Origin of the sequence: Aeromonas allosaccharophila, assembly GCF_000819685.1 — a bacterium.
GTDB classification, from domain to species: Bacteria; Pseudomonadota; Gammaproteobacteria; order Enterobacterales; family Aeromonadaceae; genus Aeromonas; species Aeromonas allosaccharophila.
The window spans coordinates 147,567-166,876 of the sequence record NZ_CDBR01000034.1 but is presented as its reverse complement, the minus strand read 5'-3'; the positions used below and the strand labels follow the sequence as shown (position 1 = coordinate 166,876).

The following is a 19,310-nucleotide window of genomic DNA, read 5'->3' as shown; positions in this document are numbered from 1 at the left end:
GCACATAACCATGACCACAAGATGACAGTGGTTGTCTCGTACGGCATAATTGCACGATTTTCCGCCCGCGGGCGATCCACTTTGAGAAGCGGTAACAAGATGAAATACGCCAATATCACCGGCTGGGGCAAATGCCTGCCTCCCTCCGTGCTGACCAACGATGACCTCAGCACCATCATGGATACGTCAGACGAGTGGATCTATCCGCGCACCGGCATCAAGGCTCGCCGGATCTCCCACGTCAGCACCTCGGATCTCGCTACCCTGGCCGGTCGCCGCGCGCTGGCTTGCGCCGGTCTGGAAGCCAGCGATCTCGATGGCATCATCCTGGCGACCGCCACCCCGGACAACCTGCTGCCAAGCGCCGCCTCTGCGGTGCAGAAGAAGCTCGGGGCCGTCAACGCCGCCGTGTTTGACCTCAACGCAGCCTGTACCGGTTTCGTCTACTCCCTCTCCGTCGCCACCTCGCTGGTGCAGACCGGCATGATGAAGAAGGTGCTGGTGATTGGCGCCGAACGCCTCACCTACCTGCTGGACTGGGCACGCCGCGATACCGCCGTACTGTTTGGCGATGGTGCCGGTGCCGTGGTGATCGAGGCAAGCGAGCAGGAATGCGGCCTGATTGCCAACAAGCTGGGCTGTGACAGCGAAGCGCGGGAGATCCTGCACGTACCGAACTTCGGTACCGATCGGGTGCGTTTTGCCGATGTCGACGGCCTGTTCACCTTCAACTTCGAAGGGCCGGAGATCTTCAAACGTGCTGTGCGCGGCATGGGTGAAGCCACCAGCACTGTATTGGCGCAGGCTGGCATTGCGCCGGAGCAGGTCGACCTGATCGTCCCCCATCAGGCCAACATCCGCATCATCGAAACCCTCGCCAAGCGGATGAACGCGCCGATGGAGAAGGTAATGGTCAACATCGAAAACTACGGCAACACCTCCGCCGCCACCGTGCCCATCGCCCTGTGCGAAGCGCTGGAGCAGGGTCGCGTCAAGCCGAACTCCTATCTGCTGACCGCCGCCTTCGGTGCTGGTCTGACCTGGGGTGCCGCCATCATCAAGTGGGGCGATCGCGTCACCCCCATCAAGGCGTGCGATGCCGAACTGCCCCCGTGCGACAAGAGCGCGCTGGAGCTGATTGCCCACGCCGTCGAAGGGTGCCAGAAGGCCCACGCCAACGAGGTTTGATCCTCATCAGGAGCCTGAATCATCAGGCTCCTGCTCTCCTTTTTCCACCACCTCTCTCTGCTCCCCCTTCGCAATTCTCTCGATACAGCAATCGCTGATACAAACAAATCCGATTTGCAGCCAATTTATTTTTTTCCGCTAACCTTATTGTGCCAACTATAAATAAAGAAAAGAGCTTCAAGGGGCACCATGACTGTTGCAGTCCCGCTCCTTTACCTCTTACCAAATAATTGCACAGGGATAAGCTACGTATGGCACAACACAAAAGTGGCGTGAACACACCGCTTTGGGAACCGGTTTGCTGGATTTGCTGCATCGGGCTCGGTCTGCTGAGCTACCTGTTGCTGCAACTCGCCGATGCGCTGTCACCTCTCTACCTGCTGCTCAATGTGCTGGTTGCCATTGCCGCCGCCCTCTGGACATCGAGTCACTTCCATCAGCACATACACCGCAATCGTACCGAACAGATAGAACCCGCCGCCACGGATGCCATCGCCCACTCCATCGTCGGGCTGGAACAGGTGTGCGAGAAGGCACTACCCATCTGGTCTCAGCAAATTGAAAACTCTCGTCAACAAACCGAAGCGGCGATGATTGACCTGACCCAGCGCTTCAGCGGCTTGGCCAACAAACTGGAAGAAGCAGTCAATGCCTCCCATCTGGCAGCCGGTGAACTGGGTGATGCCAATTCCCGTGGCATGGCCGGAGTCTTGAGCGAGAGCCAGCGGCAACTCAATGAGGTGGTTGCCATCCTGCATTCCGCCCAGGCCAATCGGGACGCCATGCTGGGTGAGATAAAAAGCCTGACCACCTACACCATAGAGCTCAACACCATGGCCATGGATGTGGCCAAGATCGCCTCCCAGACCAACCTGCTGGCCCTCAACGCCGCCATTGAAGCGGCTCGCGCTGGGGAAGCAGGCCGTGGCTTTGCTGTGGTTGCTGATGAAGTGCGCAACCTCTCCCGCCTCTCCAGCGAAACCGCCCAGAAGATGACCGACAAGGTCGACACCATCAATACTGCTATCGGTCGCGCCTTCCAGATTGCCGAAAATGCTGCCGCACGGGATCACGCCTCGGCGCTCAATTCGGAGCAGACCATTGAACAGGTGCTGGCCCGTTTCCGCCATGCCACCGACAGCCTGGCGGAATCCGCCTCCCTGTTGCAAAACGAGAGCACCGATATCCACCGGGAGATCTCCAGCGTCATTGTCTCGCTGCAATTTCAAGACAGGGTCAGCCAGATCCTCAGCCACGTCAGACAAAACATGGAGAGCCTCTCCAGCCACCTGATTGCTTCCGAGCAAAACAGCAATTCATCCGGACCAATACAGATCGATGCCAATCGCTGGCTGGCAGAGATGGAGCTCTCATACGCCACCGACGAGCAGCGCAATATTCACCATGGTCGCACCACCCGTTCTACCAAAGCGCAACCAAGCAGCGCCGACATCACATTTTTCTAGGAGAGAGATATGGGTAAAACGATCCTGATCGTGGATGACTCGGCAACCATTCGCCAAGTCGTAGGCATGACCCTCAAGGGGGCCGGTTATGAAGTGATGGAGGCGAGCGATGGCAAGGATGCGCTCAAGAAGCTTGATGGCAAGAAGATCAACCTGATCATCAGTGACGTCAACATGCCAAACATGGATGGCATCACCTTCGTCAAAGAGGCCAAAAAGCTGGCCAGCTATAAATTCACCCCCATCATCATGCTGACCACCGAATCGCAAGACAGCAAGAAGCAGGAAGGACAAGCTGCAGGAGCCAAAGCCTGGGTGGTTAAGCCCTTCCAGCCCGAGCAGATGCTGGCCGCTGTCGCCAAGCTCATCATGCCGTGATCCGGAGCGCATCATGCAACTACAGAGTGAGCGGCTCGACAACAAGGTGGTGGTGACCCTGCCGGACGAGATCACCATCTATACGGTCAGCGAGCTGAAAGAGGCCCTTTCGCCCTTATTGCATCAGGGGCGCGAACTGGAGCTGAATCTGGCGGCGGTATCCGAGATAGACAGCGCCGGGCTGCAACTGCTGCTGGCGGCAAAGAAAACCGCGCTGCAGCAAGGCTCCTCCCTGGCGCTGGTCTGGCATAGCCATGTTGTGCTTGAACTGCTGGAGCTGTGCCAGCTCTCGGCTTTTTTTGGCGACCCCACCCTCATCACCCATGGCGAACGGCCCTGAGCCAGCATGACAAGGAGTCACCGTGAGCATCGATCTTGATCAGGCTTTACAAACCTATATCGCCGAGGCACGCGAGTTGCTTGAAGAGATGGAGTCAGCGCTGCTCTCACTGGAGGCTGACCCAGACAATAGCGAGCTGATTGGCGCAATCTTCCGTGCAGCTCATACCATCAAGGGGTCTGCTGGCCTGTTCGGTCTGCAGCCCATCGTCGGGTTTACCCATATCGTCGAGGATCTGCTCGACCAGATCCGCAATCAGCAGATCACCGTCACCTCTTCTCTGATCAAGGATCTGCTGGAGAGCTGTGACCACATCCAGACGCTCATCAGTGTCGTTGCGGAACAGGGCAGCTCGTTAAGCGATGGCGATGCCAGCCAGGATGAACTGCTGAGGCTCACCCTCACCCGTCATCAGTGCGCCCCCCATGCCACGCTGCCAGATACGGTGCATACACCTGAACCAAAAATCGAAAAAGAGGGAGGGATTACTAGCGCAGCCTCCTTGTGGCATATCTCCCTGCGTTTTGGTCCAGATGTACTGCGCAACGGCATGGATCCCGCCGCATTTCTGCGCTATCTCGGCACACTCGGAACCCTCTGCTCAGTGGAAACCATCCATCAAGGACTACCGGATTGGGAGCAGTTCGATCCTGAGAATTGCTACCTCGGATACGAGATAGACTTCGACTCGCAGGCAGACAAGGCAGCCATCAGCGATGTCTTTGAATTTGTTAGAGATGACTGCCAGATCACCATTTTGCCGCCCCACAGCAAGATCGCCGAGTTCATCAACCTGATCGAGTCGCTGCCGGAAGATAGCTCCATGCTGGGGCAGTTGCTGGTCAACACCGGCGCGTTAACCGCAGAGGAGTTGGCAAACGGTCTGCAGGCACAGCAAGCGACCCCGGCTGAGCAAGCGCCCAAACTCGGGGAGATCCTGATTGCGCAGGGTGCCGTCAATGAAGCCGTAGTCGATGCCGCCCTGAAAAAGCAGAACCAGACCAAGGAGAGCAAGAGCAAAGAAGGTCGTTACGTCAGGGTGCATGCCGACAAGCTGGACGACCTGATCAATCTGGTCGGTGAGCTGGTGGTCGCCAGTTCAGGGGCCAATCTGCTGGCCAAACGCACCCGAGAAAGCCAGCTACAGGAAGCCACCTCGGTCATTGCCATGCTGGTGGAAGAGATCCGTGACAGCGCGCTGCGCCTGCGAATGGTGCCTATCGGCGATACCTTCAACCGCTTCCAGCGGGTAGTGCGCGATGTCAGCCAAGAGCTGAATAAGGATATCACTCTGGTGATCTCCGGAGCCGAGACCGAACTGGACAAGTCGGTGGTAGAGAAGATCGGCGATCCGCTGATGCATCTGGTCAGAAACTCGATGGATCACGGCATCGAATCGGCAGAACAACGGCTGCTGGCAGGCAAATCCCCCCGCGGCACCCTGAATCTCAACGCCTATCACGACTCCAACAGTATCGTCATCGAAATTCGGGATGACGGCGCCGGTCTCAACAAAGCCAGGATCCAGCAAAAAGCCATCGAACGCGGTCTGATCAGCGCAACCACCACGCTGACGGATCAGGAGATATACAACCTGATCTTCGAGCCGGGGTTCTCCACCGCAGAGTCGATCACCAACCTCTCCGGTCGCGGGGTGGGCATGGATGTCGTCAAACGCAACATAACTGCCCTGCGTGGTACGGTCGATCTCGACAGCATCCCGGGAAAAGGAACCCGTGTGCAGATCCGCCTGCCGCTTACCCTCGCCATCATCGACGGCTTCCTGGTGCGAGTCTGCGACACCCATTACGTCATTCCGCTCGATATGGTGATCGAGTGCGTTGAATTGACCCAGAGTTCACTGGCCGACACCCAAGGGCGCAATTACATCAATTTGCGTGGCGAGGTGCTGCCCTTTATCCGCCTGCAACACTACTTCGATACCAATGGCAGCAAGGGGCGGCGTGAGAACATTGTCGTGGTCAGCCATGCAGGCAAAAAATCCGGACTGGTGGTGGATGAACTGCTGGGAGAATTCCAGACCGTCATCAAACCGTTGGGGAAATTGTTCCAGCGCCTGCAGGGCATCAGTGGCTCAACCATTCTGGGGGGAGGAGAGGTCGCCCTGATCCTCGACATTCCCTCGCTCATCCAGCACGCGATCACCCTGGAATCCTGTCAGCTCAACAACTTGACGGTGTCGCGCAACCAACCTCAATCCAGCCTCAACTGAGGGGGCCATCATGTTTAAAAACTCCACCATCAAATTGCGCCTCATCGTGCTGCTCTGCCTGCTCTGCCTGCTGCTGCTGGCCGTTGGCGGCCTCGGGTTATACAACATGCAGAGCAGCAATACCGGGCTACAGCGCGTCTACAACGACAGGGTGGTTCCCCTCAAGCAGCTGAAGACCATCTCCGACAGCTATGCCGTCTCGATCATCGACAACCTCAACAAGGCTAATGCGGGGCTGATCCCGGCAGAAGAGGCGTTGAATCAGATAAAACAGGCCCAGCAGACCATCAAGAGCGAGTGGCAGCACTACCAATCCACCACTCTCACCCCGGAGGAGCAGCGCTTGTCAGCCGAGGCGAGCACTCTGTTCAACGCGGCCGATACCGATATTGGCAAACTGGAGAAATTCCTCGCCACCCAGCACGGCATGATTGCCGGCATGCTGAACAATTTTGACGGTACCCTCTACGGCTCCATCGACCCGATAGGCAACAAGATTACCGAGCTGGTCAACCTGCAGCTCAATGTGGCCAAGTCGGAATATACCGCTGCACAATCCTGGTATGACGTGATGCTGATAACCATGGCGGTGGTTATCGCGGTCGGCATCGTGCTCGCAGCCTGGTTTGGCACCCTGCTGATCAAAAGCATCATCACTCCCATTGAGCAGGCCCTGCGTGTGGCCAATAGTCTGGCCGATGGCAATCTGGATGTATCGATCAAGATAGAGTCCAACGATGAAGCGGGTCAGCTCTTGATGGCGATGGACAACATGGTCAAGAAGCTGGGGGCCTTGATCACGGATATCGAGACCTTGGTCACCGCCGCCGTCGAACAGGGAGACTTCAGCCACAAGATTGCACTGGAGGATCGCCAGGGCTACATCAAACGGGTATCCGAGCTGCTAAATCGCCTCTCCCATGTCACAGATACCAGCCTGGAAGATGTGATGCGCATCGCCACCGCACTCTCCAAAGGGGATCTGACCCAGCGGATCGATGAACCCTACCCCGGTATTTTTGGCCAGACCAAAGACGGCCTCAACCAGACCATCACTGCGCTAACCAATATCATCGAAGAGGTTCGTAACGCCGCCGACAACCTGACCAATGCCTCCAATCAGGTGAGCAATACGGCGCAGGCATTAAGTCAGGCCACCAGCGAGCAGGCGGCCAGTGTGGAGGAGACCAGCGCCTCTATCGAACAGATGAGCGCCAGCATCAACCAGAACACCGAGAACGCCAGGATCACCGACAGCATGGCCAGCAACTCGGTGCTGGAGGCCACCGAAGGGGGTCAATCCGTGCAACAGACGGTGACGGCCATGCAACAAATCGCCAGGAAAGTCAGCATCATCGATGACATCGCCTATCAAACCAACCTGCTGGCCCTCAATGCGGCCATCGAGGCGGCTCGCGCCGGAGAACATGGCAAAGGCTTCGCGGTAGTTGCAGCCGAGGTGAGGAAACTGGCGGAACGCAGCCAGATCGCAGCGCAAGAGATTGGCGAGCTCTCCTCCGACAGCGTCAGCAAGGCAGAGCGGGCCGGCAGCCTGCTGGAGAAGATCGTCCCCTCCATTCGCAAAACCTCTGATCTGGTACAAGAGATCAATGCGGCTTCCGGGGAACAGGCCAGCGCGGCCAACCAGATCAGCCTGGCCATGAGCCAGCTCAATCAGGTCACGCAGCAAAATGCCGCCAGTAGCGAGGAGCTCGCTGCCACTGCGGAAGAGATGAGCTCGCAAGCCAGTGAACTGCAGCAAACCATGGCCTTTTTTGCACTGGAAAAACGCCCCCAGGTTAATGCCAGAGTTCATGAGGCCAACCACAAGGGGGTGCCTCCCAGAGGCAGTTTCATCGCACCGCCACAACGGGCCAGCCAGCCCAATCAACCATCATCCCATGCCATTGATGAAGCGGATTTTGTCCGTTTCTAACCGGAGGCGACCATGCATACATCCACCGACATCACGGTGCCATCGGCAGCCGCTGACGAGAGCTGTGGCGATGCCCAGTATCTGACATTTCTGATCAACAACGAGATGTTCGCCATCAATATTCTGGGGGTCAAAGAGATCATCGAATACGGCAATATCACTCCGATCCCGATGATGCCCGGTTTTATTCGCGGCGTAATCAATCTCAGGGGAGCGGTCGTGTCGGTCGTCGACTTGAACGCCCGCTTTGGCAATGCCCCTTCGCTCATCACTCGCCGCAGTTGCATCGTCATCATTGAAGGGATAGCTCCACAGGGCGATGAACCAGTGGGTCAGGATATTGGCGTCGTGGTGGATTCCGTATCGGAAGTGCTGGGTATCCCACAAGCAGATATCGAGCCCCCGCCCAGTTTTGGTGCCCGCATCCGGGCCGACTTCATCAGCGGTATGGGCAAGGTCAACGGCAAATTCGTCATCCTCATCGATACCGAAAAAGTGTTGTCACTCGATGAGATGGCTCAACTCAGTGAACTGGCCCAGCCACAGGCAAGATTGCCGCAAGGCAACCTGCAACCCTCCTGAACAGGCCCCCCCATACACCACGACATGCAGCATAAGGAAACGCTCATGACCCATTCACTCTTTGGCAAACTCTTCGGAAACAGCGCGGCTGAAGCAAGACAGCAGGCCCAACTACTCGACGCTATCGGGCAAGTACAGCGCACCATTGAAGACGATCAGGCTCCGGCTGCAATCGAACTTTCCGGACTGGATAACCCGCTGCGTGAAGTGGCCGTCGCGGTCAACGACGTGATTGCCCTGTTGAACGGCAAGCTGGAGCAAAGCCGGCACGAGATCAGGAATAGCCAGGTGCAGCTTCATGAAAACCGGCTGGTTCGCAAGGCGCTCGATTGCGCCAGTACCAACGTGATGATCGCCGATACCAACCTCGACATTATCTATATGAACGAGGCGGTGACCGGCATGCTCAATCAGGCTGAAAGCGACATCAAGAAAGAGCTCTACAGCTTCAATGCCAATCAGCTGATGGGCGCCAATATCGACAGCTTTCATAAAAATCCGGGCCATCAGCGCGCCATGCTGGCCAAACTCAACAGCACCTACCGCACCCAGATCCAGCTGGGGGGACGCACCTTCTCCCTGATTGCCAATCCGGTCTTCAACGATAGCGGCGAGCGACTAGGCTCCGTGGTCGAGTGGGCAGACCGTACCAAGGAGGTGATGATAGAGAAAGAGATGTCCGACATCGTGCAGGCCGTGATCAATGGCGAGCTGCACCGCCGGATGGAGCTGACGGGTAAAAGCGGCTTCTTTCAGGCAATGGGGGAAGGGATAAACCAGATTGCCGAAGTGATCGACAGCACCCTCAACAATGTTATCCGGGTCGTACAGTGTCTGGCGAAAGGGGATCTGACCCAACAGATAGAGGCTGATGATCCCGGTATTTTTGGTACCACCAAAGATTCGCTAAACACCACTATCGCCTCGCTGACCAAGATTGTCACCGAAGTGCGCGGCGCCTCTGACAATCTCTCCAGTGCCGCCGAGCAAGTCAGCGCGACGGCCCAGTCGATCAGCCAATCCAGCAGTGAACAAGCCTCCAGCATGGAAGAGACCAGCGCCTCCATCGAACAGATGAGCGCCAGCATCAACCAGAATACCGACAACGCCCAGGTTACCGATGGCATGGCCAGCAAGGCAGCCAAAGAAGCCGTCGAGGGAGGTGAAGCGGTCAAACTGACCGTCGATGCCATGAAACAGATCGCCAGACGGATTGGCATCATCGACGATATTGCCTACCAGACCAATCTGCTGGCGCTCAACGCCGCCATCGAAGCGGCGCGCGCCGGCGATCACGGCAAGGGCTTTGCCGTAGTGGCGGCGGAGGTGCGCAAACTGGCCGAACGCAGCCAGGTTGCAGCACAGGAGATTGGCGAACTGGCGTCAAGCAGCGTCGAGATGGCGGAAAAAGCCGGTCGCCTGCTGGATCAAATGGTGCCCTCCATCAACAAGACCTCGGATCTGGTGCAGGAGATCAGCGCCGCCTCCAATGAACAGTCCACCGGCGTCAGCCAGATCAACCTGGCCATGAATCAATTGAGTCAGGTTACCCAGCAGAACGCCTCTTGCAGCGAAGAGTTGGCTGCCACAGCGGAAGAGATGAGCAGCCAGGCCGAGCAACTGCAGCTGGCCATGGAGTTCTTTACCCTGGAGGCCCACACCAAAGAAGGCAAAGCCACCTCGCACCTTCACCCCACTACCCGGGGGCGCTTTATGAACGAGAACAATGCCAACAGTCGGGAGCGGGCCACCACCACACAACGCCCCATCAACGACGGCGATTTTGTCCGGTTCTAGTCACGGGAGAGGCATTGCCTCTCCCGCATCCGACAACACAGGTAGAGGGACAGGGTTTTGTATCAAACCCAGCTGCATGATGATGAGTTCTCCCGTTTCCAACGCTGGCTTCATCAAACGGCGGGAATAGAGCTGTCTCCAGCCAAGAAGGCGCTGGTTGCCAGCCGCTTGGCAAAACGCCTGTGCCACTATGAGCTGGACAGCTATGACGACTACTTCCAGCTCATCATGAACGATCGCAGCAGCGAACTGCAGCTGGCGCTCGATCTGCTCACCACCAACGAAACCTACTTTTTCAGAGAGCCAAAACACTTCGAGTTTCTGACCCGGGGGGTGCTTGCACACTTCCCGAGTGAACGCACCTTGCGGATCTGGAGCGCAGCCAGTTCATCCGGAGAGGAGCCCTACAGTCTGGCCATGACCCTCGCAGAGAAACGTGGCACCCTCAACTGGGAGATCCTGGCCTCCGATATCTCGTCTCGGGTGCTGGAACAGGCGACGAGCGGCCGTTACCCCATCGAGCGGGCGCACAACATTCCCCTGCCCTTTTTAATGAAATACTGCCTCAAGGGCGTGGGCCTGCAGGAGGGGATCTTCATCATCGATCGCAAGTTGCGGGACAAGGTGCAGTTCATGCAGATCAACCTCAATCAGGATCTGCCGGACATCGGCTTGTTTGACGTCATCTTTATCAGAAACGTGATGATCTACTTCAACAAGGAGATCAAGGGGCAAGTGTTGCAGCGGCTGGTGCCCAAACTCAAACCCGGTGGCTATCTGCTGGTCAGCCATGCAGAGAGTTTGCATGGCTTGCATCATGGACTGCAGCTGGTATCTCCCTCCATTTATCAGAAGAGATAAATCATGGCACGGGAGGTGATTCTGCAACCCGGTGAACTCTTCTTTGGCAAGGAGGATGTTGTCCTCAAAACCGTGCTGGGCTCCTGCATTGCCATCACCCTGTGGCATCCGGAACAAAAGATGGGCGGTATGTGCCACTACATGCTGCCAACTCGAGGGCGGCCGACCACCTTGCTGGATGGCCGCTATGCCGATGAAGCCATCACCTTGCTATTACAAGCTGTTGCGCAATATCCGCCCCCTCTCGACGAATACGAGATCAAATTGTTCGGAGGCGGCAATATGTTCAACCAGCCACAATACGCCAAACGCGATAACAATGTGGCCACCAGAAATATTGAGGCAGCCTGGCAGCTGACCCGACACCTTGGACTTGATATCAAAGCCCACCATCTTGGCCATAGCGGCCACCGAAGCCTGATTTTTGAACTCAGCAACGGTAGTGTCTGGCTCCGCCATCATCGTCTGCCACATCAACGGGAGTCGCGAGAATGAAGCAGATCCGGGTCATGCTGGTGGATGATTCCGCCGTGGTCAGACAGGTATTACAAGCGGTGCTGGAGCAGGAGCCCGATATCCGGGTGATCGCCACGGCATCGGATCCCCTGTTTGCGCAGGAAAAACTGAAGAAAGAGTGGCCTGACGTCATCGTGCTCGATGTAGAGATGCCCCGTATGGATGGCATCACCTTTCTCACCAAAATCATGGCGGAGCACCCGACGCCAGTAGTGATCTGCTCCTCCCTCACCGAGAAGGGTGCCGAGACCACCTTGCAGGCGATGGCTGCCGGCGCGGTGGACATCATCACCAAGCCGACCATAGGGATAAAAAGCTTTCTGCAAGAATCTGCCCACGACTTGGCTATGGCGGTGCGGGCTGCGGCCCAAGCCAATCTCAAGCGCGTGGGCAAGCCATCTTCAGTGCCGGTTAGCGCCAAGCTGAACGCCGATGCCATGCTGGCCCCCAACCAGCACGCCATGGCACAAACCACTGAACGGCTCATCGCCATCGGTACCTCGACCGGTGGCACCCAGGCCCTTGAGGCAGTACTGACGGCCCTGCCCCGGGTCAGCCCCGGCATTGTCATCGTGCAGCACATGCCGGAGAAATTTACCGCCATGTTTGCCGAGCGGCTGAACGGGGTCTGCCAGATAGAAGTGCGGGAGGCGAGAAACAATGACCGGGTGATCCCCGGGCTGGCGCTGATTGCCCCCGGCGGCAAGCATATGCTGCTCAAGCGCAGCGGGGCCTACTATCACGTCGAGGTGGTCGACGGGCCGCTTATCAACCGCCATCGTCCCTCGGTGGATGTGCTGTTTCGCTCTGTCGCCAAATATGCCGGCAAGAACGCCACCGGCATCATCATGACCGGCATGGGGGATGATGGCGCACGGGGATTGCGCGAGATGCTGGAGGCTGGTGCCAATACCTATGCCCAGGATGAGGCCTCCTGCGTGGTGTTCGGCATGCCCAAGGAGGCGATCAAGCTGGGGGCTGCTCGCCATGTGCTTCCCTTGCAAGAGATGCAGTACGCCATCCTCGGCAGGTAATCCCTGATTGCGCGTGTTGACCATAAAAAAGTCCGGCTCCCCAAGGGGAGCCGGACTTTTTACATCAACCGGAACAGGTCCGGTATCAGGCGAGCAGATTACTCTGCAGCAGGCGCTTCTTCAGCGGCCGGAGCAGCCTCAGCAGGTGCAGCCGCTTCGGTCGGGGCGTTCGCTTCCTTGATGGAGAGACGTACGCGGCCCTGACGGTCCACTTCCAGTACCTTCACCTTGACCACGTCACCGATGGTCAGGTGGTCAGCCACGTTCTGTACGCGAGCGTCGGTGATCTGGGAGATGTGTACCAGACCATCTTTGCCCGGCAGGATGTTGACGAATGCGCCGAAATCGGCCAGACGGACAACTTTACCTTCATAGATGCGGTTCACTTCGATCTCGGCGGTGATAGCTTCGATGCGACGGATCGCTTCCATGGCGGCTTCGTTAGCCACGGCGGAGATACGTACAGTACCGTCATCATCCAGCTCGATGTTGGTGCCGGTCTCTTCGGTCAGTGCACGGATCACGGAACCACCCTTACCAATCACATCCTTGATCTTCTCGGGATTGATCTTGATGGTGTGGATACGCGGTGCGAAATCGGAGATCTGGGCACGCGGAGCCTGGATAGCTTCATCCATCACTTTCAGGATGTGCAGACGAGCGCCACGAGCTTGCTTCAGCGCAATCTCCATGATCTCTTTGGTGATGCCTTCGATCTTGATGTCCATCTGCAGCGCGGTGATACCTTCGGTAGTACCGGCCACTTTGAAGTCCATGTCACCCAGGTGATCTTCGTCACCCAGGATGTCGGACAGCACCACGAAACCTTCTTCTTCCTTCACCAGACCCATGGCGATACCGGCAACGGAGGCCTTGATCGGCACACCGGCATCCATCAGCGCCAGGGAGGAACCACAGACAGAGGCCATGGAGGAGGAACCGTTGGATTCGGTGATTTCAGACACCACGCGCACCACGTACGGGAACTCGGCGGCGCTCGGCATCACGGCAGCAACGCCGCGCTTGGCCAGACGGCCGTGACCGATTTCACGACGCTTCGGGCTACCCATCATGCCGGTCTCACCGACGCAGTATGGCGGGAAGTTGTAGTGCAGCATGAAGCGATCGGCACGGTTGCCGGTCAGCTCGTCGATGTTCTGCGCGTCACGCTCGGTACCCAGAGTGGCAACCACGATGGCCTGAGTTTCACCACGGGTGAACAGGGCAGAACCGTGAGCACGGGGCAGAATGCCGGTACCTACGCTCAGGGCGCGGATCATTTCCGGATCGCGACCATCGATACGCGGCTCGCCACGTACGACGCGACCACGAACGATGCGGCTTTCCAGGCTGTGGAACTCTTCGCCGATCTTCTTGGCATCTTCTTCCACGCCGGAAGCGATAACTTGCTCAACCACACGGCCCTTGATGGCAGCGATGGTTTCGTAACGAACAGCCTTCTCGGTGATGCGGTAGGCTTCACCCAGCTCGGCAGTCGCCAGCTCGGCAACCTTGGCTTTCAGCGCTTCGTTGACGGCAGGCGGAGTCCAGTCCCACGGCTTGGTGCCGACGGCAGCGGCAAACTCGTTGATCGCATTGATCACGGTCTGCATCTGGTCGTGACCAAATACCACGGCGCCCAGCATCACCTCTTCGGAGAGGATGGCCGCTTCGGACTCAACCATCAGTACCGCGTTGGCAGTACCGGCAACCACCAGATCCAGATCGCTCTGCGGCAGTTCGGTGGTGGTCGGGTTCAGCACATACTGACCGTTCATGTAACCCACGCGGGCCGCCGCAATCGGGCCGCCAAACGGGATACCGGAGATGGCCAGTGCAGCAGAGGCACCGATCATGGCAACGATGTCAGGGGATACGGCCGGATTCACGGACATAACGGTCGCAACGACCTGAACCTCATTGAGGAAGCCTTCCGGGAACAGCGGGCGAATAGGACGGTCGATCAGACGGGAGATAAGGGTCTCGCCTTCGCTCGGACGGCCTTCACGACGGAAGAAACCACCCGGGATACGACCAGCAGCATAGGTACGCTCCTGATAGTTGACGGTCAGCGGGAAGAAATCACGGCCGTGATCGGCCTCTTTCTTGCCAACTACGGTCACAAATACGCAGGTATCGTCCATGCTGACCATTACGGCCGCAGTGGCTTGACGGGCCATCACACCGGTTTCCAGAGTGACGGTGTGTTGACCGTACTGGAATGACTTTACAATAGGATTCACGTGAATTTCCTTTTTACAATTTGGCTCTTTAAATTCGCGCACAAGTATACTTGATTCGATGCAAAAGGTAAGCGGCGACGCGAATTCTGTGAGGCAGGCAACGGCTTGAAGAGCAATAAAAAAAGGGGAACCTGATGGTTCCCCTTTTTCGCGAAATCTGATGGTCGATTAACGACGCAGACCCAGCTTGGCGATCAGAGCAGCGTAACGCTGAACGTCTTTACGCTTCAGGTAGTCCAGCAGCTTACGACGCTGGGAAACCATGCGCAGCAGACCGCGACGACCGTGGTGGTCCTTGGAGTGCTCTTTGAAGTGACCTTGCAGATGGTTGATCTGGGCAGTCAGCAGGGCAACTTGCACTTCGGGGGAGCCAGTGTCGTTGGCGCAACGAGCGTTGTCAGCAACGATGGAAGCTTTGATCTCAGCATTTAGAGACATGGTATTACTCCGGTAGAGTGTTTAAAGGTTCACAGCCAATCTCTAATTCAGCCGTGAAATGAGGGCGGTATCATAATCGTCCCCGCCCCTTTTCGCAACGATAAAGACGCGCGCAGGCAAAGTGAGGCCGATACCGCCCGAGGAGGATCACTCCTCGTTGTTATCGTCGTGATAACGCACCAGTCGCTTGGGCGCGACGCGGCCATCATCATCAATCTCGCCAACCCCGATGAACTCGCGCTCCGGGCCGACCGTCATGCGAACCTGACCGCTTTGCGGCGCACCGGCCACCTGCACGGCCTGGCCCTGATTCACATAGGCAGCCACAACGGCCAGCATGTTCACCTCGGGCAGGGAAGCCACGGCGGTGTCCATCGGCAGCAACAGCGGATCCAGCTGCTCACGCGGCGGGATGCTCTCGGCCTTGGCCTGCTCGAAGATGCACTCAAGCTGCTCAAGCGTCAGCATCCGATCATACGGATAGCTGGCAACCTGGGTACGACGCAGTTGGGAGACGTGAGCACCACAACCCAGCACTTCGCCCAGATCATCCACCAGAGAGCGGATGTAGGTGCCCTTGCTGCAGTGCACTTCGAGGCGCACTTCATCACCTTCAAAGCTCAGCAGTTTGAGCTCGAAGACGGTGATGGGACGGGCTTCGCGCTCGATTTCGATGCCTTCGCGGGCATATTCGTAGAGCGGACGACCGTTGTGCTTGAGCGCCGAGTACATGGACGGTACCTGCATGATCGGGCCGCGGAACTGGTCCAGCGCCTCGATCAGGGTACCGACTGCCACGTTCACCGGACGGGTGGAGACCACCTCGCCATCGGAGTCGCTAGTGTTGGTGCGCTCGCCCAGCTTGGCGGTCACCTCATAGCGCTTGTCCGCTTCCAGCAGATACTGGGAGAACTTGGTGGCCTCACCGAGGCAGATCGGCAGCATGCCGGTCGCCAGCGGGTCCAGGGCGCCGGTGTGACCGGCCTTGGCGGCGTTGTAGATGCGCTTGACCTTCTGCAACACATCGTTGGAGGTCAGGCCGGTCGGCTTGTCCAGCAGCAGAATGCCGTGCACATCACGGCCCTTGAAACGACGTCTTCGGGTCATCTCAGGCTTTATCCTCAGTCGTGTCATCCGGTGCGGATTCAGCTTCTTCGTCACGGCCGGATTCGGCCATGCGACGCTTGTCTTCACGCACAGTGTTGGTCACCAGGTTGGAGAGACGCATCCCCTCGACCAAGGTCTGGTCGTAGTAGAAACGCAGCTCGGGCACCACGCGCAGACGCATGGCGCTGCCCAGCAGGCTACGGATATATCCGGCTGCTTCGGTCAGACCCAGCAAGCCTTCCTTGATGCGCTCGGCATCATTTTCCAGCTGCAAGAAGGTGACGTAAATCTTGGCATAGTTGAGGTCACGGGACACTTCCACATCGGAAACGGTCACCATGCCGATACGCGGGTCTTTCACCTCGCGCTGCAGGATCAGCGCGATTTCACGCTGGATCTGCTGTCCGACCCGACGGGTCCGGCTGAATTCTCTGGCCATATTCTATCCTGCGATAAAAGGGGGCCGCGGCCCCCTATTTTGTCTGACTCTTGGCTTACAGAGTCCGTTGAATTTCAACAGTCTCGTAAACTTCGATCTGGTCGCCTTCGCGCACGTCGTTGTAGTTCTTGACCGCGATACCACACTCGTAGCCGTTGCGAACTTCGTTGACGTCATCCTTGAAGCGGCGCAGGGATTCCAGCTCGCCTTCATAGATAACCACGTTGTCACGCAGAACGCGGATACGGTTGGAACGCTTGACCACACCTTCGGTAACCATACAGCCGGCAACCGCGCCGAACTTCGGAGACTTGAAGACGCTACGCACTTCAGCCAGACCGATGATCTCCTGACGATACTCAGGAGCCAGCTTGCCGCTCATGGCCTGCTTCACTTCGTCGATCAGGTCATAGATGACGGAGTAGTAACGCAGATCCAGGCTCTCGGATTCAATGACCTTGCGCGCAGAAGCGTCGGCACGGACGTTGAAACCCACCAGGATGGCGCTGGAAGCAGCAGCCAGGGTTGCGTCGGTTTCGGTGATACCACCTACGCCGGAACCCACGATCTTCACCTTCACTTCGTCGGTGGAGAGTTTGACCAGCGCATCGCAGATCGCTTCCACAGAACCCTGTACGTCGGCCTTGATCACCACGTTCACTTCGGACACTTCGCCCTCGGTCATGTTGGCGAACATGTTTTCCAGCTTGGCCTTCTGCTGGCGAGCCAGCTTGACTTCGCGGAACTTGCCCTGACGGTAGAGCGCCACTTCACGGGCTTTCTTCTCGTCACGGACAACGGTGGCTTCGTCACCGGCAGAGGGAACACCGGACAGACCGAGGATTTCCACTGGCAGGGACGGACCCGCTTCCTTGATCTCGCGACCCAGTTCGTCACGCATGGCGCGAACACGGCCGTACTCGAGACCACACAGCACGATGTCACCCTGACGCAGGGTACCTTCTTGTACCAGTACGGTAGCAACCGGACCACGACCTTTATCCAGGAAGGATTCGATCACGACGCCGTTGGCCATGCCGTCAACCACCGCTTTCAGTTCCAGCACTTCAGACTGGATCAGGATGGCTTCCAGCAGATCGTCGATGCCTTCGCCAGACTTGGCAGACACGTGCACAAACTGGCAGTCTCCACCCCAATCTTCGGACATGACGTTGTAACGGGCCAGCTCGGTCTTGACGCGATCCGGATCCGCTTCCGGCTTGTCGATCTTGTTGACCGCAACAACCAGCGGCACAGCGGCTGCCTTGGCGTGCTGGATTGCTTCGATGGTTTGCGGCATGACGCCGTCATCGGCAGCAACAACCAGTACCACGATATCGGTGGCCTTGGCACCACGAGCACGCATGGAGGTAAACGCCGCGTGACCCGGAGTATCCAGGAAGGTGATCATGCCACTGTCGGTTTCAACGTGGTAAGCACCGATATGCTGGGTAATACCACCGGCTTCGCCAGCAGCAACCTTGGCTTTACGAATGTAGTCGAGCAGCGAGGTCTTACCGTGGTCAACGTGACCCATGATGGTCACGACCGGTGCGCGCGGCTTGGCTTCGGAGGTCTCGTCACGATCGGACAGTACCGCCTCTTCCAGCTCGTTCTCACGACGCAGCACAACCTTGTGACCCATCTCCTCGGCGACCAGCTGAGCGGTCTCCTGGTCGATCACCTGGTTGATGGTGGCCATGGCGCCCATCTTCATCATCGCCTTGATGACTTCAACACCTTTGACGGCCATCTTGTTGGCCAGCTCGGCCACAGTGATGGTTTCGCCGATGACGACGTCACGGTTCACCACGGCAGCCGGCTTGTTGAAGCCGTGCTTCATGGCGTTCGGCATGGCGACCTTGCCACGCTTGCCTTTGCGGGCACGCGGGTTGCGCGAGTCGCGGTCATCTTCACGACGACCAGCCTTTTTCGGGGCTTTGACAGCGGCGGCAGCGGTACGACGACTGGTCTCTTCCTTCCGATCCAACTCGTCTTCTGCGGCTTGCGCATGCTTGTTGGTGGTCAGATGGTAGTCGCTGCTCTCTTTGGCGCGAGCGGCCTCTTCTTCAGCCCAGCGGGCCGAGTTCTGTTCCGCCATGAGACGAGCCTCTTCGGCTTTCTTCGCGGCGAGTTCTTCAGCTTTTTGCAAAGCTGTTTGTTCCTGTTGGCGCTTCAGTTCTTCTGCTTCGCGCTTGGCCATCTTTTCTGCCTCTTGCTGAGCTGTGCTACTGGCTGCTTTGGCGGGCTGTGAAGCCTGTCGAGCCTTTGATTGTGCCTCGATCCGCGCCTTTTCCTCAGCTTCACGACGAGCCTGCTCAGCCTCACGGCGAGCCTTCTCTTCAGCGTCGAGGCGAGCCTTGTCTTCGGCCTCGCGACGAGCTTTTTCTTCTGCTTCCAAACGCGCTGTTTCCTCGGCTTCCGCCTGACGCTGTTCATCTTCCAGCGCCGAACGTCTTACATAGGTGCGAGATTTACGTACTTCTACCTGCACTTCCTTGTTCTTGCCGCCAGTCCCCTGAACACTGATGGTGCTCTTGGTCTTGCGCTGCAAGGTCATGCGGGCAGGAGCGGCGACCTCGTCACCTCCATGCTGTTTCTTCAGGTGTGCCAGCAGAGCCTGTTTCTCAGACTCGCTAACCATGTCGTCGGCCTTGCTCTTGCTGATACCGGCATCGACAAACTGCTGGAGAAGACGATCAACCGGTGTGTCGATGTCAGTGGCAAGTTGTTTGACTGATACTTCTGCCAT

The 19,310-nt window shown here is 57.7% G+C and carries 16 protein-coding genes; 11 read left to right on the top strand and 5 right to left on the bottom strand.

What is annotated here, in order from left to right:
* Positions 1–99: 99 nt before the first annotated feature.
* The 11 genes from BN1115_RS07795 to BN1115_RS07745 all read left to right on the top strand — a co-directional run bounded on the left by BN1115_RS07795 (position 100) and on the right by BN1115_RS07745 (position 12,331).
* Positions 100–1,188, top strand: a complete 1,089-nt coding sequence (locus BN1115_RS07795) for a ketoacyl-ACP synthase III (RefSeq protein ID WP_042656724.1) — start codon at positions 100–102, stop codon at positions 1,186–1,188.
* Between the two features lie 251 nt (positions 1,189–1,439).
* Positions 1,440–2,654, top strand: coding sequence for a methyl-accepting chemotaxis protein (locus tag BN1115_RS07790; protein ID WP_042656723.1), 1,215 nt, complete (start codon positions 1,440–1,442; stop codon positions 2,652–2,654).
* A 9-nt stretch (positions 2,655–2,663) separates the two neighbouring features.
* Entirely contained in the window at positions 2,664–3,032 is a 369-nt protein-coding gene (locus BN1115_RS07785) for a response regulator (RefSeq protein WP_042060288.1), read from the top strand.
* Positions 3,033–3,045: 13 nt separating this feature from the next.
* A complete protein-coding gene (locus BN1115_RS07780) occupies positions 3,046–3,372 on the top strand; it encodes an STAS domain-containing protein (RefSeq protein ID WP_042060290.1) in 327 nt (108 codons plus the stop codon).
* Between the two features lie 22 nt (positions 3,373–3,394).
* Positions 3,395–5,605, top strand: coding sequence for a chemotaxis protein CheA (locus BN1115_RS07775; RefSeq protein ID WP_042656722.1), 2,211 nt, complete (start codon positions 3,395–3,397; stop codon positions 5,603–5,605).
* Positions 5,606–5,615: 10 nt separating this feature from the next.
* Positions 5,616–7,541, top strand: a complete 1,926-nt coding sequence (locus BN1115_RS07770; RefSeq protein ID WP_042656721.1) for a HAMP domain-containing methyl-accepting chemotaxis protein — start codon at positions 5,616–5,618, stop codon at positions 7,539–7,541.
* Between the two features lie 12 nt (positions 7,542–7,553).
* On the top strand, positions 7,554–8,123 hold the full coding sequence (locus tag BN1115_RS07765; protein WP_042656720.1) for a chemotaxis protein CheW: 570 nt from the start codon (positions 7,554–7,556) through the stop codon (positions 8,121–8,123).
* Positions 8,124–8,168: 45 nt separating this feature from the next.
* Positions 8,169–9,920, top strand: coding sequence for a methyl-accepting chemotaxis protein (locus BN1115_RS07760; protein WP_042656719.1), 1,752 nt, complete (start codon positions 8,169–8,171; stop codon positions 9,918–9,920).
* A gap of 57 nt (positions 9,921–9,977) precedes the next feature.
* The gene (locus BN1115_RS07755) at positions 9,978–10,781 is read left to right on the top strand and encodes a CheR family methyltransferase (protein WP_042656718.1); all 804 of its coding nucleotides are present in this window, start codon (positions 9,978–9,980) and stop codon (positions 10,779–10,781) included.
* A 3-nt stretch (positions 10,782–10,784) separates the two neighbouring features.
* Complete coding sequence (gene cheD / locus BN1115_RS07750) at positions 10,785–11,276, top strand: chemoreceptor glutamine deamidase CheD (RefSeq protein ID WP_042656717.1); 492 nt, start codon at positions 10,785–10,787, stop codon at positions 11,274–11,276.
* A complete protein-coding gene (locus BN1115_RS07745) occupies positions 11,273–12,331 on the top strand; it encodes a protein-glutamate methylesterase/protein-glutamine glutaminase (RefSeq protein WP_042060111.1) in 1,059 nt (352 codons plus the stop codon). The genes cheD and BN1115_RS07745 overlap by 4 nt, the downstream gene beginning before the upstream one ends.
* Before the next feature lie 98 nt (positions 12,332–12,429).
* On the opposite strand, the gene pnp is transcribed toward BN1115_RS07745, so the two are convergent.
* The 5 genes from pnp to infB form a co-directional block, all read right to left on the bottom strand.
* Positions 12,430–14,574, bottom strand: coding sequence for a polyribonucleotide nucleotidyltransferase (gene pnp / locus BN1115_RS07740; protein ID WP_042060109.1), 2,145 nt, complete (start codon positions 14,572–14,574; stop codon positions 12,430–12,432).
* Between the two features lie 168 nt (positions 14,575–14,742).
* Positions 14,743–15,012 carry a 30S ribosomal protein S15 gene (gene rpsO, locus BN1115_RS07735; protein ID WP_005326646.1) on the bottom strand — a complete coding sequence of 90 codons (270 nt, stop codon included), beginning with the start codon at positions 15,010–15,012 and terminating at the stop codon, positions 14,743–14,745.
* A 147-nt stretch (positions 15,013–15,159) separates the two neighbouring features.
* Positions 15,160–16,119, bottom strand: a complete 960-nt coding sequence (gene truB / locus BN1115_RS07730) for a tRNA pseudouridine(55) synthase TruB (protein WP_042060107.1) — start codon at positions 16,117–16,119, stop codon at positions 15,160–15,162.
* Between the two features lies 1 nt (position 16,120).
* Positions 16,121–16,558, bottom strand: a complete 438-nt coding sequence (gene rbfA / locus BN1115_RS07725; protein ID WP_042060105.1) for a 30S ribosome-binding factor RbfA — start codon at positions 16,556–16,558, stop codon at positions 16,121–16,123.
* A gap of 55 nt (positions 16,559–16,613) precedes the next feature.
* Positions 16,614–19,310, bottom strand: a complete 2,697-nt coding sequence (infB, locus tag BN1115_RS07720; RefSeq protein WP_042656716.1) for a translation initiation factor IF-2 — start codon at positions 19,308–19,310, stop codon at positions 16,614–16,616.

What these genes read in the sequence shown, in the direction of transcription:
- cheD (WP_042656717.1), top strand. Translation starts at nt 10,785, where the DNA reads ATGGCACGGGAGGTGATTCTGCAACCCGGTGAACTCTTCTTTGGCAAG.
- rbfA (WP_042060105.1), bottom strand. Translation starts at nt 16,558, where the DNA reads ATGGCCAGAGAATTCAGCCGGACCCGTCGGGTCGGACAGCAGATCCAG.
- BN1115_RS07785 (WP_042060288.1), top strand. Translation starts at nt 2,664, where the DNA reads ATGGGTAAAACGATCCTGATCGTGGATGACTCGGCAACCATTCGCCAA.
- BN1115_RS07780 (WP_042060290.1), top strand. Translation starts at nt 3,046, where the DNA reads ATGCAACTACAGAGTGAGCGGCTCGACAACAAGGTGGTGGTGACCCTG.
- BN1115_RS07765 (WP_042656720.1), top strand. Translation starts at nt 7,554, where the DNA reads ATGCATACATCCACCGACATCACGGTGCCATCGGCAGCCGCTGACGAG.
- BN1115_RS07790 (WP_042656723.1), top strand. Translation starts at nt 1,440, where the DNA reads ATGGCACAACACAAAAGTGGCGTGAACACACCGCTTTGGGAACCGGTT.
- BN1115_RS07760 (WP_042656719.1), top strand. Translation starts at nt 8,169, where the DNA reads ATGACCCATTCACTCTTTGGCAAACTCTTCGGAAACAGCGCGGCTGAA.
- BN1115_RS07770 (WP_042656721.1), top strand. Translation starts at nt 5,616, where the DNA reads ATGTTTAAAAACTCCACCATCAAATTGCGCCTCATCGTGCTGCTCTGC.
- BN1115_RS07745 (WP_042060111.1), top strand. Translation starts at nt 11,273, where the DNA reads ATGAAGCAGATCCGGGTCATGCTGGTGGATGATTCCGCCGTGGTCAGA.
- truB (WP_042060107.1), bottom strand. Translation starts at nt 16,119, where the DNA reads ATGACCCGAAGACGTCGTTTCAAGGGCCGTGATGTGCACGGCATTCTG.
- infB (WP_042656716.1), bottom strand. Translation starts at nt 19,310, where the DNA reads ATGGCAGAAGTATCAGTCAAACAACTTGCCACTGACATCGACACACCG.
- BN1115_RS07795 (WP_042656724.1), top strand. Translation starts at nt 100, where the DNA reads ATGAAATACGCCAATATCACCGGCTGGGGCAAATGCCTGCCTCCCTCC.
- rpsO (WP_005326646.1), bottom strand. Translation starts at nt 15,012, where the DNA reads ATGTCTCTAAATGCTGAGATCAAAGCTTCCATCGTTGCTGACAACGCT.